Raw genomic sequence first — 18314 nt, 5'->3', positions numbered from 1 at the left:
AATTCTGCAGGGCTTACTAGGGCAATAACCAGCTAATCAATAGGGTCGAACCCACCCCAAGGGCAAACCAGAACGCCCTGTACAGCTCGTATTGAAATCCTTGAAACTGCGCAGGTTTGCTATCAGAACTGCTTATTGGCGTATGTTTGGAGGGCGGAACGGGTGACGGCGCTTGCGCAGCGGCAGCTGCGTGCGGGACGATGGGTACGGATGCCGGCGTGCTTTCGGCCAATTTAGTATTGCCGTCGTGACCTGACAGGGCAACTTGAAATGCGGCAAAGAATTCATCCGCCATTTTTTTTGCTGAAGACTCTATTAAGCGCCCACCAACCTGCCCCAACTTGCCGCCTACCGACGCTTGCGACGAATAACTCAATAAGGTCTGACCGTCATGTTCTGTAAGCGTAATGTCGGACTTGCCCCTGGCAAACCCCGCCGCCCCGCCAGCGCCTTCAAAACTCAACGTGCATTTGCTGGGCTCCTCGATATCAAGCAGGAAAATCTTGCCGGAAAAACGGGCGCGGACCGGCCCAATTTTCAGCAAGACACGGGTATGCAGTTCGGCCTCGGACACCTTCGTGACCTCTTCACATCCCGGTATGCATCGCAACAGCACGGCCGGCTCGTTGATCGCGTCCCATACTTGCTGCCTGGATGCACTGATAAGTTGTTCGCCCTTCAGATCCATAGCCGTCCTATCTTTGTTTACGCTATGTTGAATATTGTTTACCGTTTGGTAAATTAAGTCAAGAGCATTCAAAGCTCGTGGCCAATTCATCGGAAGCTGTCGGGATTTCTGGGGTGTATTACTATGCTCGTACTTCGCTGCAAAAGCGCTAATCTTTAAAGTTTATGCTGTCACGCTTATGTCTCCGAAAACAAAAAGCAAGGTTGGCTTAACGCCGCCGAAGCCACCCAAAACCAGACAACGGCTAAGTCCTGCAGAGCGCGAACAGCAAATATTGTCAGGCGCAATTTCATTCTTCTCCAGGCACGGCCTGGACGGACAGACGCGTGAATTAGCTAAGGAAATCGGGATTACGCACCCGTTGCTTTATCATTATTTTCCGACAAAAAAAGCCTTGATTGAACGCGTGTACCAAGAGGTATACCTTGGCCGCTGGAACAAACATTGGGAAGACTGGCTTGATGCGCCGACCGAACTGGAAGAGAAGCTGAATAGCTTTTATCAAGCCTATGCCAAGGCTATTCTGACACCGGAATGGGTGCGAATCCTGATATTCTCCGGCCTGAGTGATGGATATATTCCAAACAAATACATCTCTCTTTTACAGTCCAAACTGCTTCCACGCATAGCACGCGAAACCCGTAATTATTTGGGGTTGCAGCACGTCCAGGAAGAAGACGAAAGAATTACTCAGTTAATCTGGGGGCTGCATAGTGGCATCTTCTACTTGGGTATCCAACAATGGATATATGGCCTGCCCGCCCCCCAAAACATTGAGCAGATAATCAAGGATAGAGTAAGAGCGTATATTGTCTCGGCACGTGACCTATTCGGCCATACGGATGGGTGATGGCGCAATCCGCACAAGCTTCCTACTCATCACTCACATAATACCGAGCAACATCCGGCCTATTCGATTGGGTCAACAGCCGGTCGCGCAACGACAGGGCCAGTGGCGTCAGGGGGCGGCGGCGCAGGCGCAGCAGGTAATAAGGCGACACGCGGATGTCGTGCGGCAGGTTCAGCACGGCAAAGCCCGCTCCGATCGGGGGTTGGGTCAATAGCGACGCCACCTCTGTCACCATGGGCGTGACCGCATCGCCTTGGGCCAGGTAAGCCATACTCAACAGTATCGAGGGGCTGCTGACGACGTTGCGCGGCTCGGACAGCCCCACTTGGCCGAACGCGTTGACGATGGCCTCTCGAATCGGCGCGCCGCGTTGCTGCATGACCCACTCGTAGCTCGACAACTCGGTCAGTGTTACGACGTGCGCACGCGCCAGCGGATGGCTGGCGCGGGCCACGATCACGATCTTTTCATCGCTCATCGGCGTGATTTCAAAGTCATGCGCGTCGGCTTCGGGCAGGATGCGGGCCAGAACAAAATCCATCTCTCCCGCCATCAGATGGCGCAGCAGGTCACGCGAAGGCATAACGTCGACCGAGATCTCGGCGGCAGGGGCTATGGATTTGACCTCGCGGATCGCAGGCATCAGGAGGCTCACTGCAGGGCCGGTCACGGCCCCAACGCTGACCGAACCGGCCAGGCCCTGGCGCAATGAATCCACGTCGGCCACCATACTGCGCATCTCGCGCAGGACGACCTCGACCCGGCGCAGCACAGCACGCCCTTCTGACGTGGGCTCCATCCCCTTGGGCCGGCGCACGAACAAGGCTGCCCCCAGTTGCCGTTCGACTTCGGCCAGCATGCGCGAGGCAGCAGGCTGCGTGACAGCGATGGCATCGGCCGCCAATTGCAGTTGGCCATGGCTCGCGATTTCCGACAGCAAACGCAGCTGTGATGGCTTGAGCCAGCGGGCAGGATTATTCGACATATAAATTTAGGTATGTTGAATGCGCCAGATATTATTTTACCGTCATGTTTCGCGTTGCTACCATGCCCGCAAGATCCAACTAGAGATCAATTCAGCCGCATTCACCTGCCCTGACAACCTGGAGACAAAAATGCTTATCAAAAAGCTAGCGCTAGCACTGCTGGCAGCGCCCGTGATCGCGTCGGTCGCCCACGCGCAAACGGTCGGCATCGCCATGCCGACCAAGTCCTCGGCGCGCTGGATTGCAGACGGCCAGTCCATGGTCAAGCAATTCCAGAAGGCCGGCTACAAGACCGATCTGCAGTATGCCGAGGACAACATCCCGAATCAGTTGTCCCAGATTGAAAACATGATCACCAAGGGTGCAGACGTCCTGGTCATTGCCGCCATCGATGGCACCACACTGTCCAATGCGCTTGAAAATGCCGCTGCCTCCGGCATCCCGGTGATTGCCTACGATCGCCTGATCCGCGAAAGCCCGAATGTGGATTACTACGCGACCTTCGACAACTTCAAGGTGGGCGTGCTCCAGGCCACTAGTCTGGTTAATGGCCTGAAAGCGCGCTTCGGTGACGTGCGGCCGTGGCATGTGGAATTGTTCGGCGGCAGCCCGGATGACAACAATGCCTATTTCTTCTACGACGGTGCGATGTCGGTGTTGCAACCGTTGATTGATGCCGGCGACATCGTCATTCCTTCAGGCCAGACCGGCATTGACCGCGTCGGCACACTGCGCTGGGATGGGTCGGTTGCCCAGGCTCGCATGGATAATCTGCTGTCGGCCAACTACACCAAGCAGGCCGTGCATGGTGTCCTGTCTCCGTACGACGGTCTGTCCATCGGGATTTTGTCGTCGCTCAAAGGCGTGGGTTACGGCTCGGGCGACCTTAAGATGCCGATCGTGACCGGGCAAGATGCCGAGGTGCCTTCGATCAAGTCCATACTGGCAGATCAGCAATACTCCACCGTCTTCAAAGACACTCGCAAGCTGGCGCAGGTGACGGTCGGCATGGTCAATGCATTGCTCAAGGACGGCAAACCCGAAATCAACGATACGACCACTTATAACAACGGCGTGAAGGTCGTGCCCGCCTACCTGCTGGAACCCGTGACCGTGGATGCATCCAACTGGAAGAGCGTGCTCGTCGACTCGGGCTATTACAGCCAGGATCAGATTCAGTGAGCTGAGCGTGTCTCCCTAACCCATGCATCGGAGGACTCGATGACGCCGCTTCTGGAAATGCGTGCCATTACTAAGGCCTTCCCGGGGGTCAAGGCACTCGACCAAGTTAACCTGCAGGTTAAAGAGGGCGAGATTCATGCCATCTGTGGTGAGAACGGCGCCGGAAAGTCCACGCTGATGAAGGTGCTGTCCGGCGTCTATGCGGCGGGCAGCTACGAAGGCGACATCATCTACAAAGGTGAGGTGGCGCAGTTCAAGTCGATTCGCGACAGCGAGGCCCGCGGGATCATCATCATCCACCAAGAGCTGGCTCTGATACCGCTGTTGTCCATTGCAGAAAACATCCATTTGGGCAACGAGCGAAGCCAGTACGGCTGCATCAACTGGGCCGAATCCTTTCAGGCTGCGCAGGAGCTGCTCAAAAAGGTCGGGCTGAACGAAGCGCCCGGCACCCGCGTCGAAACACTGGGTGTCGGCAAGCAGCAATTGGTTGAAATCGCCAAGGCACTTTCTCGCAATGTCCGTTTGCTCATTTTGGACGAGCCCACCGCTGCGTTGTCGGAAACCGACAGCCAGGCCCTGCTGGATTTGCTGCTGGAGCTCAAGACTCAGGGTGTGACGTCAATCATCATCACCCACAAGCTCAATGAGGTGCGTCGCGTGGCAGATCGCGTCACCGTGATTCGTGACGGCGCCAGCATCTCCACACTGGACGCCGAACGCGAGCCGGTCACCGAAGACCGGATCGTGCGCGATATGGTGGGGCGCGACATGACGCACCGCTATCCGGCGCGCGAGCGACGGTGCGGATCAGTCGCCATGGAAGTTAGTCATTGGAATGTCTGGCATCCCGAGCAGCGCGACCGGCAGATCATCCATGACTTGTCGCTGCGAGTCCATGCGGGCGAGGTCGTCGGCATTGCGGGATTAATGGGGGCGGGACGCACCGAACTGGCCATGAGTGTGTTCGGTCATTCCTGGGGCGGTCGCATCACTGGCGAGGTTTCCATGCACGGCAAGCCCGTCGACACGTCGACCGTGTCGCGCGCCATTGCGGCCGGCCTGGCCTATGTCACGGAAGACCGCAAGAGCCTGGGGCTGATCCTGGAGGAATCCATCCAGCGCAATACAACGATGGCCCGCTTGGACGCCGTGTCCTCGTGGGGCGTCATCAATGGCGCAGAGGAAACCGCCGTGGCCGAGCGGTACCGCCAGAACATGCGCATCCGCACCCCTTCGGTTTTCCAGAAGGTCGCGCATCTGTCCGGCGGCAATCAGCAAAAGGTCGTGCTGTCGAAATGGCTGTTCACCTCGCCTGAGGTGCTGATCCTGGATGAACCCACGCGCGGGATCGATGTGGGGGCGAAATACGAAATCTACGGAATCATCAACGAGTTGAGCAAGGCCGGAAAAGGCGTGGTGATGATCTCTTCCGAATTGCCCGAACTGCTGGGCATGTGCGACCGCATCTATGTGATGAGCGAAGGCTCTTTCGTCGGTGAAATGTCTGCGGATGATGCGTCGCAAGAACGCATCATGTCATTGATCGTCAGGAAATAGGAGCATCATGAACCGTTCGGAAACACACAATCCGCCTGGCCGGATTGGGGCCTATCTTGCGCGCCACATGCGCGATTACGGCCTGATATTCGCCCTGATTGCCATCATGGCCTTTTTCCAGGTGGCCACAGACGGCACGCTGTTGCGGCCGGTCAACATCACGAATCTCTTTCTGCAGAACAGCTACATCATCATCATGGCGCTGGGGATGCTGCTGGTCATCGTCTCGGGCCAGATCGACCTGTCGGTGGGTTCGATCATGGGCTTCATCGGCGCACTGGCCGCCACGATGATCGTGCCCTACGACATGCCAGTCGGGCTGACTATCGTCACCTGCCTGCTGTGCGGCATGCTCATTGGTGCCGCCCAGGGGTATTTCATCGCCTATTGGAAGATCCCTTCTTTTATCGTCACGCTGGCGGGCATGCTGATCTTTCGCGGTCTGGCGCTTTGGCTGCTGGAGGGTCAGTCGGTCGGGCCTTTCCCTCGCAACTTCCAGGCTTTGTCCACGGGTTTCATCCCCGACTTCATCGGCCCGGGTCGCCCAAACATGACGGCATTCATCGCCGGCCTGGCCGCCGTGCTGTTGATCTTGTGGCAAGGCCTGCGTGCCCGTGGGCGCAACGCCCGCTATGGCATTGAGGACGAACCCATCGGGCTGTTCATCCTGCGCAATGCCCTGACTGCCGCCGCCATCCTCTTCATCGGCTGGAAACTGGCCTCGTTTCGTGGTCTGCCCAATGTACTGGTGTCGATGGTGGCGCTGACAGCCGTCTATTTCTTCGTCACCGAGCGCACGGTCATCGGCCGGCGCATCTATGCGGTGGGCGGCAATGAAAAAGCGGCCAAGCTTTCGGGTATCCGGACCGAACGTCTTACGTTCCTCACCTTCGTCAATATGGGGATGCTCGCGGCACTGGCCGGGCTCATCTTTGCCGCCCGCCTGAATACGGCCACACCCAAAGCCGGATTCGGTGTCGAGTTGGATGTCATTGCTGCCGTGTTCATTGGCGGGGCCTCGATGTCCGGCGGCTCCGGGCGCATCATGGGGGCAGTCATCGGCGCGCTCATCATGGGCGTCATGAACAACGGCATGTCCATCATCGGCATCGGTATCGACTACCAACAGGTGATCAAAGGGTTGGTGCTGCTGGCGGCCGTATTTTTCGACGTCTACAACAAGAACAAGGGAGTGTAAGTCATGCTGCTTTCTCAAGTTAACCAAGTGAATGGACAACGGGTCGTGGTGGCTCGCGAAGGGCAAATGGCCTGGATCGTCCCCGACGCAGTCTCGGTCTATGCGCTAGCCCAGGCAGCTTTGTCCGCCGGCCGCCGGCTGGAGGACGAGATCGCGGTGCGCGGCAAAGGCGAGTCCGTCGATCTGGCACAGGCACTGGCCCAAGGGCGGGTCTTGCTGCCCATCGATCATCCCGATCGGGCTCACCTGCATCTGACCGGAACCGGGCTGACGCACCTGGGCAGCGCCTCCACACGCAATGCCATGCACGCCAAAAGCGATCCGGAGACGCTGACCGACAGCATGAAAATGTTCCGCATGGGGATGGAGGATGGCAAACCGGCGCCCGGCAAGATTGGTGTGCAGCCCGAGTGGTTCTACAAAGGCAACGGGCATGCGGCCATTGCTCCGGAATCGCCCCTGCCTTCACCGGGTTTCGCGCTGGACGGAGGCGAAGAGCCCGAAGTCGCCGGGATTTACTTGATTGGCCCCAATGGCACGCCGTGGCGCTTGGGTTTCGTGCTGGCCAACGAATTTTCCGATCATGTGACTGAGCGCGGCAACTACCTGTGGCTGGCCCATTCCAAACTGCGGCCCGCCAGTTTCGGACCAGAATTGTTGCTGGGTGATTTGCCCGCGCATGTTGCCGGCACCAGCCGCATCATGCGCGACGGCCAAGTGCGCTGGGAGAAGCCGTTCGTTTCGGGCGAAGACAACATGTCGCACAGCCTCGGCAACCTGGAGCATCACCATTTCAAATACGACGTCTTCCGCCAACCGGGCGATGTGCATGTGCACTTCCTCGGCACGGCCACGCTGTCCTTTGCCGACGGGATCCGTGTGGATCACGGCGATGTCTTTGAAATCGCCTCGCCAATCTTCGGCCTGCCACTGCGCAACCCTCTGGAGCAGAGTCCCGCCGCCAATAGTCCCGTCCAGATTGCCCGACTTTGATAAGGTTCACCCCATGTCTTTCAAACCTGCCCCTTGGCCCCGGAAGCTGCGTTCCCAGCACTGGTATGGCGGCAATACCCGCGACACCATTTATCATCGCGGCTGGATGAAGAACCAGGGTTATCCGCCGGACCTGTTCGACGGGCGTCCCATCATCGGCATTCTCAATACCTGGTCCGAGCTGACACCTTGCAACGGCCATCTGCGCGAGCTGGCAGAGAAAGTGAAGGCGGGTGTCTGGGAAGCCGGCGGGTTTCCCGTCGAGGTGCCGGTGTTTTCAGCATCCGAGAATACCTTCCGGCCAACCGCCATGATGTTTCGCAATCTGGCGGCCCTGGCGATCGAAGAAACCATGCGCGCCCAGCCCATCGACGGCGCGGTCCTGATGGTCGGTTGTGACAAGACCACGCCAAGCCTGCTGATGGCGGCGGCGTCGACCAACATTCCCTCCATCGTCATCTCGGGCGGCCCTATGCTCAACGGCTGGTTCCGTGGCGAGCGGGTCGGTTCCGGTACCCATCTGTGGAAGTTTTCCGAAGAGGTGCGTGCCGGCAAGCTCCGCCAGGACGAATTCCTGGAAGCCGAGCAGGCCATGAGCCGTTCTTCCGGCAGCTGCAACACCATGGGAACGGCCTCGACCATGGCGAGCATGGCCGAAACGCTGGGCATGGCGCTGTCGGGCAATGCCGCCATCCCGGCGGTCGATTCGCGGCGCCGCGTCATGGCTCAGATGACGGGCCGGCGCATCGTGCAGATGGTCAAGGATGACCTCAAGCCGTCTGACATCCTGACCCGGCAGGCCTTTGAGAATGCGATCCGGACCAACGGCGCCATCGGCGGTTCGACCAACGCCGTCGTCCACCTGTTGGCACTGGCCGGACGGGTCGAGGTCGACCTGACGTTGGACGATTGGGACCGGGGTGGGCGCGACGTCGCGACCATCGTCAACCTCATGCCGTCGGGCAAATACCTGATGGAAGAGTTTTTCTATGCAGGCGGCCTGCCCGTGGTGCTCAAGCGTCTGGGCGAAGGCGGCTTGCTGCACAAGGATGCGCTGACCGTCTCGGGCCGCAGCATCTGGGACGAAGTGAAAGACGTCATCAACCATAATCCTGACGTGATTTTGCCGCTGGAAAAAGCTTTGACCTCGCAAGGCGGCATTGCCGTCCTGAAAGGCAATTTGGCCCCCAAAGGCGCCGTGCTGAAGCCGTCTGCGGCCAGCCCGGAATTGATGTGCCATCGCGGCCGCGCCGTGGTGTTTGAAGACATCGACGACTACAAGGCCCGGATCAATGACGAGTCCCTGGACATTGACGAGCACTGCGTGATGGTGTTGAAGAACTGCGGCCCCAAAGGCTATCCGGGCATGGCCGAAGTAGGCAATATGGGGTTGCCGCCCAAGGTCTTGCGCAAGGGCATCACCGACATGGTGCGGATCTCCGATGCCCGCATGTCAGGGACAGCCTACGGCACGGTCGTTCTGCACGTGTCGCCAGAGGCCGCCGCCGGCGGGCCGCTGGCGGTGGTACGTGAGGGCGACATGATCGAGCTGGATGTGCCCAACCGACGGCTGCATCTGGATATCTCGGACGAGGAAATGACCACGCGGCTGGCACAATGGAAACCCTCGCATGTGCAATCCGTCAGCGGCTACGCCTGGATGCATCAGCAGCACGTCGAAGGCGCCGACCAAGGAGCCGATCTCGATTTCTTAAAAGGTTGCCGAGGCAACCCTGTGCCCAAGGAAAGCCACTGATGTTGAAACTCGCACTGATCGGGATGGGCAAGATTGCCCATGACCAGCATTTGCCGGCGTTGGCGACCAGTCCGGATTGGACGGTGGCCGCCACGGTAGACCGTGAGAGCCAGAGCGACGGGCAGACCACCTTTATCGAGATTGAAGAGATGCTCCGCGCCCGACCCGACATCGAGGCAGTGTCGCTCTGTCTGCCGCCCGTGCCGCGTTTTCTCGTGGCGCAGGCGGCCCTGGCGGCCGGCCGCCATGTCATGCTGGAAAAACCGCCCGGTGCCACGTTGTCTGAGGTCCATAGTCTGTCGGTGCAGGCCCGGGCACAAGGCCTGACGCTGTATACCACCTGGCATTCCCGCGCGGCAGCGGCCGTGGCGCCTGCCAAGGCCTGGCTCGCCGGCAAAAAGGTGCGCAGTGGCCAGATTACTTGGCGCGAAGATGTACGCAAATGGCATCCGGGTCAGGACTGGATTCTCGATGCCGGAGGGATGGGGGTCTTCGATACGGGGATCAATGCTCTGTCGATCCTCACAGAGATCCTGCCAGAGCCGGTGCACCTGACGCGTGCCGAGCTGGAGTTTCCGGCCAACCGACAGGCGCCGATTGCCGCCCGGTTGACGCTGACGCATGGCATCGAAGCGGATTTCGATTTCCGTCAGGAAGGCTGGGAAACCTGGGACATGACCTTGTTCACCGATGAAGGACACCTGACCTTACGCCTGGGGGGCAATCTGCTGGAAATCGACGGCGAAGCCGCCGGGGGCAAAGCCATGATCATGGGCGAGTATCCCGTCCTGTACGCTCGGATGGCCGAGCTGGTCCGCCAGCGCGAATCCGACGTCGACCTGTCGCCCTTGCGGCTCGTGGCTGATGCCTTCATGCTGGGCCGGCGCACGACGGTGGCACCCTTTGAATTCACTGTCTGATGGCGATGTCCCAGATCTTCGACACCCGTGCCTGCGAACTGGGTGAAGGAGCTTTGTGGCATCCACTACGCCAGCAGTTTTTCTGGTTTGATATTCTGGGTTGCAAGCTGCTGTCCCGCCACGGGGATGCCTCGCCTGCTTGGCCCCTGGGGAAGATGGCCTCGGCCGCCGGTTGGCTCAATGCCGCGCACCTGCTGCTAGCCACCGAGACGGGACTGGCCGTGCTGGATCTGGATTCCGGGCAGCTGACACCCCACTGGCGCCTGCCGGCATCGGCCACGGCACTGCGCTCGAACGATGGGCGCGCAGATCGCCACCATGGGTTCTGGTTCAGCACGATGGGCAAGCAGGCCGAGCCCGGGGTCGGTGCGATCTACCGCTATTTACGGGGCGAAGTACGCCAGTTGTTCGACGGTCTAACCATCCCCAATTCCATCTGTTTCAGTCCGGATGGCCGCCAGGCCTATTTTTCCGATACGGCCCGGCAAATCGTGTGGCGGCAAGCGCTCGACGCGCAGGGTTGGCCCGCCGGCGAGCGCGAGGTCTTTCTCGATCTGGTGCCCGAGGGCCTGAATCCCGACGGTGCCGTCGTCGACGCGGAGGGCGGACTGTGGTGCGCCCACTGGGGGGCAGGCGCCGTGATGCGCTACAGCCCTGAGGCGCAACGGACGCACACGTTTTCGGTGAGAGGAGCGCTTCATGTGTCTTGCCCCGTCTTCGGTGGGCCAGATCTGCGCGGCCTGCTGCTCACCACTGCTCGCGAAGGCTTGACGGACCCTGATCCCGCACAGGGGATGACCTATCTACTGGACGTCCCGATCCAGGGCTTACCAGAGCCTCGGGTCATCCTGTAGGCCGGTCCGACACCGCCGCCATCCTCCGGGCGTCGGGCGTAACCGTCGGCTGACTGCCGTGGCGGCCGACATTGAAAATGTCGATTCGTCGAACAAATCGGCAGTTTCGTCGAATAAATCACTCAGCGATCAACCCCTCATGCTAGGCTCGGCGACATTCGTGCTGTCACGAAGCAGCCGATCGGATCGCTCAGTGTGTCGGTCGATCGCATTACACCGGTAGCGGTGACAAACAGAACGACGTGTCTTGAGCTGACTTTTCAACGAAGACAGAAGAGGAGATCGTAAAGTGTTGTCATATAACCAAGCCGTTAAACAGGACATAAGTATCACGCCGCTTTCGCCATATCGAAATCGTCTGGTCCTGGCGCTCTGCGCAATCGCTGTCGGCGTTCTGGTCGCCGGTTTCTGGAATTATCATTTGGTAGACGGATTCGGCCGGGAGTTCGTCGCGGGCCAAACAATCGGAGACCCGGAAAGCCTGGCCGGCTCCTATAGTGAACGGGGGGCAGGTTTCGGTTTTGTCTTTGCCATCATTGCGGGTTTGGCTGCGACCTTCACGGCGTGCAATTGCGTTGCGTTCGCCATGCTTCCAGGCCTTGCCTGTGCGGCGGAGAATGCAGGATCACCTCGGCGACTCGCGATCAAGGCGATCGGCATTTTCTCGTTTTTCGTCCTTCTGGTTTGCTTCGCTTACGGAATGTATGTCGGCTCGCTCGGACCGGAGCGCGTGGACGCCTTCAATGTCCGAGAAACCCGCCTGTTTCAGGCACAAGTGACATTCACGCTGCTCGGCGTCGTCCTGCTCGCCTGGGGTGCGATTTCGTTTGGATTCCTCGATGGCATGCTCCGCCGCCTGCCGCCCAAGATGCTGCACTTCGCCGCCTCGCCGCTGGCCAAGGCCGGCGTCATGGGAATCCTGGTCGGATTGTTCGCCATTGGACGGCCATTTCCGGTGTTCAGAAATTTTCTCACCTATGCCGCCGCCGCGGAAAGCCCGCTGTATGGAGGCGCAGTGATGGCCTTGCAAGGGGTCGGACAGATTCTGGTGATGGTCCTGCTATTCCTGTTGCTGATCGTGCCGTTCACCAAGCGGCTGACGAACTGGTCGGCGCGGCACCCCGGCAGACTGGAACAATTCAGCGCGGCCATGTTAGTTGCCGGCGGGGCCTACTTCGTCTTCTATTGGGGCATCGCCTTTGCCTATAACGTCGGTAATTGGGGCTTCAAGCTGAACTGGTACAGCTAGTTTGAAAACATCGCTCTCATGCGCCCACGCGGTATGGGCGCTTGAGCGGCATCCGGGACGTTGCCGCTTGATCTCTTCACCAACCTACGGCCGGCTATAGCCCCTGGGCCTCCTGATCGTCGCGTGCAGCCTTGCGCAGTACCCGGGAAAAGCGCTCGGCCGCGGCTGACAGCGGCCGTCCCTTGGGCACAATCTGCACGATTTCGCGCTGGATCACGGGATTGCGGATGGCGATGGTGCATACCGCCGCATCGGCCTCATAGGCGGCAATCATCTCCGTCAGCACCGCCACGCCCAAACCCTCGCGCGCCAAGCCCAGCACCGTAGAGTTATAGACCGCCTCGTAGGCTGGCTTGATGACGATGCCCTCGCGGTGCGCCGCCACCTCAAATCGCGCGCGCACGCTGCTGTCGCGCGCGGGCAGGATCAGGGGATGCTCGGCCAGTTCTCGCAGAGACAGGACTTTGCGAACGGCCAGCGGATGACGAGGCGACACGAACGCGCAGAACCGGTCCACACGCAGGAGGTGGCAGACCACGTCACGGTCGCCGCGGGTCATGCTACCCACCGCAAAATCGACCTCGCCGCATTTCGCGAGATCGACCACGCGGGCCGCCACGGCATCCACGATGCGCACAGTAATGCCGGGCAACTGTGCGGTCAGTGTCGCCACGGCGCGCGGCAACAGGCCGCCGGCCAGCGAAGGCAGCGTAGCCACAGTGACGGTGCCACGCACCACGCCGCTGGCGTCGTGCGCGTCCGCAACGACGGACTCGATGTCATGGACGATGCGCTCCAGGCGAGGCAGCAGATCCTGGGCGGCGGGCGTGACACTGACACGCCGGCGATTGCGGTCGAACAGCACGGTGCCCAGCTGGTCTTCGAGCTGGCGTATCTGCACGCTAAGCGCGGACTGTGACACATTCAACTCGATGGCGGCACGCGTAAAGTTCTGCAGTCTGGCCACGGCCAGGAACGCCCTGATGCGGCGCAACTCGGTCAACATGAAAACATCTCCCCCAAAGTCTTACGGCACAGAGTGGGCCGCAGGTCATTCAGTTATCTGATTTTCGGGACAGTGTATCCAGGTTATTTCATTTCCTTCGGTAAACGTCCGTCAGTAGAATTTTTGAGATCCACGAGGGACGGTCATTTGCGGCCACCCAATCCATAACGGAGAGAGACAATGAAAACATCCGCCGGCAACCGGCGCATGGTGATCTACGTATTGCTGTTCACCATGGCGATGATCAACTATATGGACCGTGTCGCGCTGTCGGTGGCTGCCAAGCCGATCGCCGAAGAGTTCGGTATCTCGCCGGTACAGATGGGCTACCTGTTCTCCTGCTTTCTCTGGACTTACATCTTGTGCCTGATTCCCGCCGGTATGATGAGTGACAAAGCCGGCTCGCGCACCACGGCCTTGGGTGGCCTGGGCCTGTGGTCGCTGGCCACTGTGGTCACCAGCATGGCGGGCAGCTTCGCCACGCTAGTCATGACCCGCCTGGTCATGGGCGCCGGCGAATCCACCAGCTATCCGGCCGCGGCCCGCACCATCCGAGAATGGGCACCCGCACACGAGCGTGGCTTCGCCACCGCGGTGTTCAACAGCGGCGCCTATGCGGGCCCGGCGCTGGGCGCGATCTTCATGGGCGTGCTGGTGGGCACCTTCGGCTGGCGCGTCGCCTTCGCCGTCGCGGGCGCCACCGGCGCACTCTGGCTGGTGTTCGCCATTCCTTATTACCGCCGCCCCGAAGAGGCGCGCTTCCTCGGGCAAGACGAGCAGGACATGATCCTGCGCACGCGCGATTCCGAGTCCACCGGTGCGCCCGTGGCACGCACACCGCTGCTGCAACTGCTGAAATCCACCAGCATGTGGGGCGTTGCGTTGACGCAGGGTTGCGGCGTCTACACCCAGTATCTGTTCCTGACCTGGCTGCCTGGCTACCTGGCTACCACCAAGAACCTGGACATCCTGCACACGGGTGCCTACACGGCACTGCCCTACCTGGGCGCGGTAGTACTGGGCATAATGCTGGGCCGCGTCAGCGACCGCCTGCTCGGCGGTGCCCAGGCCAGCGAGGGCAAACGCCGCGGTATGATCATCGCCATGCTGCTGCTGTCTTCGGTCATCCTGCTTACGCCGCTCATCGAGCAGACTTGGCTGATCCTGTTGCTCTTCACCGTGTCGCTGACCGGGATCTCCACGGCCATCTCGCTCAATCTGGCGCTGACCAACGACCTGCTGCGGTCGTCCGCCGATGCGGGAACAGCCACTAGCGTGACCGTCGTGGGCGGCAACTTGTTCGGCGTGCTGGCACCCATTGTCACCGGCTACGTGATCGCCGCCAGCGGCTCGTATTCCTGGGCATTCATCATCGCCGGCATACTCCTGCTATGCGGCGCCGTCATCTCCTTCACGCTGACCCGCCGCCCGATTGAGGCACAGCCGTCGGCCCAACCCGTTCACGTCTGACTTCGGAAACGCCATGTTCTATGCCCCTCCCGAGAAACACATAGCCAAAGTCCACGCCCGTCTGCCCGAGCACTTGAAATGGCAGAAAGGCAGCCTCAACGACTGGGTAGCGGGCCAGCCGCTAGGTAATCCCGACCGGTCGCTGCTAGAGGGTCCTTCGTTCGGGCCGGATGGCCAACTGTATTGCGTGGACATCATCAACGGCCGGATCCTGCGCATCGATGCGAACGGCGGCTTCGATACGGTGGCCCAGTATGACGGCTGGCCCAATGGTTTGAAGTTCCATCGCGACGGCCGCGCCTTCATCGCCGACTACAAGCACGGCATCATGCAGCTCGACCTGGACACCGGGCGGGTCACGCCTGTGCTGGAACGCTATCGCGCCGAACGCTTTAAAGGCGTGAACGATCTGTTCTTTTCCGCTAACGGCGACCTCTACTTCACCGATCAAGGTCTGACGGGCTGGCAGGATCCCACTGGGCGCCTCTTCAGGCTCAACGCGCAGGGCGATCTGCAATGCCTGCTGGACAACATCCCCAGCCCGAACGGCCTAGTGATGGACCTCGAGGAAACCGCGGTCTACCTGGCCGTCACACGCGCGAATGCGGTATGGAGGGTTCCGTTGATGCGCGACGGCAGCGTCGGTAAAGTGGGAACGTTCGTCCAGCTGTCGGGCGGCGGCGGGCCCGACGGGCTGGCCATGGATGAAAAGGGCGGGCTATACATTGCCCACGTAGGCATGGGCTCCGTGTGGGGCGTGGACAAATACGGGGAGCCCACCGTGCGCATCGTATCGCCAGAACATCGACACACGACCAATATGGCCTTTGGCGGCCCGCAGGGCAAAACACTCTACATCACAGAGTCCAGTTCGGCGACCATCCTGGCCGCCGAACTGGATGTGGCCGGCAAGCCGATGTTCCTGCCGCAGCCCGTCTGAATTCCGCCCCCAGCACCATCCGCTCTAATAGCACCATAGTTCAGCATCGGCGAATCGCTCGACCGGCAAGCTCGCCGGTCGCTGTTCCGTCTGCTAATGTCGGCCAACCATTAACGAATACCCATTTGATTCCGCTCGCGTACTGTCGCGGCTGCTGATAAGTGGCATTGGCTTGTATGCCGGCGGGATCAAACACGGTGACGTCGGCTCTATACCCTCGTTTGATCAGCCCCACGTCGCCGAGCTTGAATGCGCTTGCAGTGGCTCCTGTCATCTTGAATATGCCTTCTTCAAGCGTCATCCAGCCCTTGTCGCGTACGAGTTCGCCAAGGACTTTGGGAAATGTTCCGTATTGCCGTGGGTGAGGATGGTCCCCTACGTCCAAGCCGTCGCTACCGATCATGCTGTGCGCATGAGTGAGGACCGACTGGAGATCCTCTTCACACGAGTTCTGCATGATCTGACCCACCTCTCCTTGTTCCGAGAGCATCAGATCGAAGACAAAATCATTGACGTCCTGGCCTGCATGCCGAGCAGCTTCAAGCACGGTCAAGCCGACCCAGTGTTGACGTTCGACATGTTTGAGATAGGAAATGGAAATGTTTTGCCAGCCCAGCGCTGCTATACGGTTTTCCCAGCCCGGGATTCCGTGCGCCCAGTCATGCCTGATACGTGCACGGCATTCGTCCGATGCCAGGCGCTGCATCATGGCGTCTCGGCCCCCTTCCATCACCCAGGGTGGAAATAGCATGGACAGCGTCGTGCTGCCGGCCAAGTACGGGTACATATCGGAATAGGTTGCGATGCCGTGCTGCCGCGCCTCATCCAGCATGGCCAACGACAAGCGAGCCTTTCCGAAGTTTCTGTGGCCGCAGGTCTTATGATGGGAAATCAGCAATGGCACGTCAGCGCGATGAGCGACATCCAGTGATTCTTCGACGGATTGGAGAAGGCCGTCGACTTGATCTCGCATGTGTGTGGCATACAGACCGCCATAGGTGCTGGCGATACTCGCTAGTTCTACTAGTTCGGTCGGCTCTGCGTAGACCCCTGGCACATAACAGAGCCCCGAGGACAAACCGAGAGCACCTTGTTGCATCGCACGATGCAGTAGAGCCTTCATCGATGCGAGTTCAGCTGCGGTGGGCGCTCTGGCGTCAAGCCCCATGACTGCGGCGCGTAATGCGCCGTGGCCTGCCAGGGTAGCGACGTTGACAGCGGTTCCGTGATCGAACAGCCGCGTGAAATAGCCATCAAGGTCGTTCCAATCCCATTCAATACCAGCATGACCGAAGATAGGCGTAGCCTGTTCACGAAACGTCGCGGCATTGGCACCATTCAGCGGAAAGGTGGACCATCCGCAGTTACCCAGTATCTCCGTCGTCACGCCTTGGCGTACTTTGCTTTCTGCGCCAGGGTTGGCGATCAGGGATAGCTCGGAGTGGCAGTGGCAGTCGATGAATCCGGGCGCGACGACCAGTCCGCTGCAGTCGATTCGCCTCACGGCTGCCTCGTCTGCCAAATCACCGATCGCGGAAATGTGACCGCCCTTCAAGGCGACATCGGCGGCGAAACGCGGGCTGCCGCTGCCGTCGATGACCGAACCGTTGCTAAAAATGAAGTCGTGCATAGCGTAGGGATCCGATGAGGTCGTTGGAGGAGCTATCCCAGCTTACTGTTTCTCGAGTCCGGAGCTGTCGATTATCTGTGCCCATTTCCGCTGCTCCTCTCCGATATAGGAGCTGAACTCTTGTTGGGTACCAGGAGTGGCGGTGGCGAAAGACTGCTCAAGCGTTGCTTGAAGGGCCGGCGAACGCATCGCGGTGTTCAGCACTTCACTCATTTTCATGACGAGAGCCTTGGGTGTGCCGGCCGGCGCGATGAGTCCACCCCAGGCGCCACTTTCATAACCAGGGAGACCGCTTTCGGCCAGGGTGGGTATCGAGGGTGCCATCGCGGCGCGCTGGCTGGTGGTAATGGCCAATGCACGGAGTTTGCCGCCCTCGACCATCGGGTATGCCACCGTAGCATTGGTAAACGTATAGGTAAGCCGTCCGCCGACGAGGTCCGTGAGCGTTTGCGGATCACCCTTGTACGGAATGAACTGAGTTTCAATGTTGCTGAGTTTTTTGAAAAGCTCGCCGCCCATATGGCCGCTGCTTCCGAGATTGGAGGCCGCCCATGTCATTTCGCCCGGTGCCTTTTTGGCGGCGGCGATCAGGTCGGCGACTGTTTTGTACGGGGAATCCGCGCGCACCACCAACAGGTTGGGTACGGTGAACATCGGGCCGATCGGGACGAAGTCTCGATTCGCGTCGTAGGCGAGTTGCTTGAACAGCGCCGGATTAACCGCCAGGTTGTTGATGTTTCCGTAGCTTAGCGTGTAGCCGTCGGGGGCGGACTGCTTCAAGTTAGAAAGCGCGATGGCGCCGGCCGCACCGGGCTTATTGTCGATAATGAAGGATTGGCCAGTGATCTTCGCGAGCTCAGCGGCCACTGCGCGCGTCAATACGTCGGATGCTGCGCCAGGAGTCGACGGCAGCACAATCGTGACCGTTTTCGTCGGCCAGGCAAGATCGGCGGCATAGCTACACGATATGCCGAGCGCCAGATTCAGGAAGCCGAAAAGTATGCGGACCTTGAGAGTCATAGTTCTTCCAAT

Annotated in this window: 16 protein-coding genes; 11 read left to right on the top strand and 5 right to left on the bottom strand. The window is 59.9% G+C overall.

All coding sequences use genetic code 11. The features are described 5' to 3' along the window. Nucleotides 1-16: 16 nt before the first annotated feature. Nucleotides 17-760 carry an SRPBCC family protein gene (locus ACNAZS_RS09850; RefSeq protein WP_415788685.1) on the bottom strand — a complete coding sequence of 248 codons (744 nt, stop codon included), beginning with the start codon at nt 758-760 and terminating at the stop codon, nt 17-19. A gap of 106 nt (nt 761-866) precedes the next feature. Here ACNAZS_RS09850 and ACNAZS_RS09845 point away from each other — a divergent pair, with 106 nt between their 5' ends. After that, nucleotides 867-1538: a TetR/AcrR family transcriptional regulator gene (locus ACNAZS_RS09845; RefSeq protein ID WP_415788683.1), complete on the top strand. Its 672-nt coding sequence runs from the start codon at nt 867-869 to the stop codon at nt 1536-1538. Nucleotides 1539-1560: 22 nt separating this feature from the next. Here the strand turns inward: ACNAZS_RS09845 and ACNAZS_RS09840 are convergent, their stop codons facing one another. Then, complete coding sequence (locus ACNAZS_RS09840) at nt 1561-2523, bottom strand: LysR family transcriptional regulator (protein ID WP_415788681.1); 963 nt, start codon at nt 2521-2523, stop codon at nt 1561-1563. 130 nt (nt 2524-2653) lie between these two features. Here ACNAZS_RS09840 and chvE point away from each other — a divergent pair, with 130 nt between their 5' ends. The 8 genes from chvE to ACNAZS_RS09800 all read left to right on the top strand — a co-directional run bounded on the left by chvE (nt 2654) and on the right by ACNAZS_RS09800 (nt 12236). Beyond that, nucleotides 2654-3706: a multiple monosaccharide ABC transporter substrate-binding protein gene (gene chvE, locus ACNAZS_RS09835; RefSeq protein WP_415788679.1), complete on the top strand. Its 1053-nt coding sequence runs from the start codon at nt 2654-2656 to the stop codon at nt 3704-3706. Nucleotides 3707-3745: 39 nt separating this feature from the next. Continuing rightward, nucleotides 3746-5266, top strand: a complete 1521-nt coding sequence (gene mmsA, locus ACNAZS_RS09830) for a multiple monosaccharide ABC transporter ATP-binding protein (RefSeq protein ID WP_415788677.1) — start codon at nt 3746-3748, stop codon at nt 5264-5266. A gap of 7 nt (nt 5267-5273) precedes the next feature. Further along, complete coding sequence (gene mmsB / locus ACNAZS_RS09825) at nt 5274-6464, top strand: multiple monosaccharide ABC transporter permease (RefSeq protein ID WP_415788675.1); 1191 nt, start codon at nt 5274-5276, stop codon at nt 6462-6464. Between the two features lie 3 nt (nt 6465-6467). After that, complete coding sequence (gene araD1, locus ACNAZS_RS09820; protein WP_415788673.1) at nt 6468-7457, top strand: AraD1 family protein; 990 nt, start codon at nt 6468-6470, stop codon at nt 7455-7457. Between the two features lie 13 nt (nt 7458-7470). Continuing rightward, nucleotides 7471-9213 (top strand): L-arabinonate dehydratase, encoded by a 1743-nt coding sequence (gene araD, locus ACNAZS_RS09815; RefSeq protein WP_415788671.1) that lies wholly within the window; start codon nt 7471-7473, stop codon nt 9211-9213. Then, nucleotides 9213-10133, top strand: coding sequence for a Gfo/Idh/MocA family protein (locus ACNAZS_RS09810; RefSeq protein ID WP_415788669.1), 921 nt, complete (start codon nt 9213-9215; stop codon nt 10131-10133). Before araD ends, ACNAZS_RS09810 begins: the two co-directional genes overlap by 1 nt. Before the next feature lie 5 nt (nt 10134-10138). Beyond that, complete coding sequence (locus ACNAZS_RS09805) at nt 10139-10987, top strand: SMP-30/gluconolactonase/LRE family protein (RefSeq protein WP_415788667.1); 849 nt, start codon at nt 10139-10141, stop codon at nt 10985-10987. 289 nt (nt 10988-11276) lie between these two features. After that, nucleotides 11277-12236, top strand: a complete 960-nt coding sequence (locus ACNAZS_RS09800) for a hypothetical protein (RefSeq protein WP_415788665.1) — start codon at nt 11277-11279, stop codon at nt 12234-12236. A 94-nt stretch (nt 12237-12330) separates the two neighbouring features. On the opposite strand, the gene ACNAZS_RS09795 is transcribed toward ACNAZS_RS09800, so the two are convergent. Then, entirely contained in the window at nt 12331-13242 is a 912-nt protein-coding gene (locus ACNAZS_RS09795) for a LysR family transcriptional regulator (protein WP_415788664.1), read from the bottom strand. Between the two features lie 180 nt (nt 13243-13422). Between ACNAZS_RS09795 and ACNAZS_RS09790 the strand changes: the two genes are divergently transcribed. Further along, nucleotides 13423-14712, top strand: a complete 1290-nt coding sequence (locus ACNAZS_RS09790) for an MFS transporter (RefSeq protein ID WP_415788662.1) — start codon at nt 13423-13425, stop codon at nt 14710-14712. Between the two features lie 13 nt (nt 14713-14725). Continuing rightward, nucleotides 14726-15652 (top strand): SMP-30/gluconolactonase/LRE family protein, encoded by a 927-nt coding sequence (locus ACNAZS_RS09785; RefSeq protein ID WP_415788660.1) that lies wholly within the window; start codon nt 14726-14728, stop codon nt 15650-15652. Nucleotides 15653-15692: 40 nt separating this feature from the next. Here ACNAZS_RS09785 and ACNAZS_RS09780 read toward each other — a convergent pair whose 3' ends face one another. Both ACNAZS_RS09780 and ACNAZS_RS09775 read right to left on the bottom strand, forming a co-directional pair. Beyond that, nucleotides 15693-17282, bottom strand: coding sequence for an N-acyl-D-amino-acid deacylase family protein (locus tag ACNAZS_RS09780; RefSeq protein ID WP_415788658.1), 1590 nt, complete (start codon nt 17280-17282; stop codon nt 15693-15695). Nucleotides 17283-17324: 42 nt separating this feature from the next. Further along, nucleotides 17325-18302, bottom strand: coding sequence for a Bug family tripartite tricarboxylate transporter substrate binding protein (locus ACNAZS_RS09775; protein ID WP_415788656.1), 978 nt, complete (start codon nt 18300-18302; stop codon nt 17325-17327). Between the last annotated feature and the right edge of the window lie 12 nt (nt 18303-18314).

This window comes from Bordetella tumulicola, from assembly GCF_965138755.1.
GTDB classification, from domain to species: domain Bacteria; phylum Pseudomonadota; class Gammaproteobacteria; order Burkholderiales; family Burkholderiaceae_B; genus Bordetella_A; species Bordetella_A tumulicola.
Note: the sequence above shows the minus strand (reverse complement) of the source record. Positions and strands in the feature narration are given on the sequence as shown.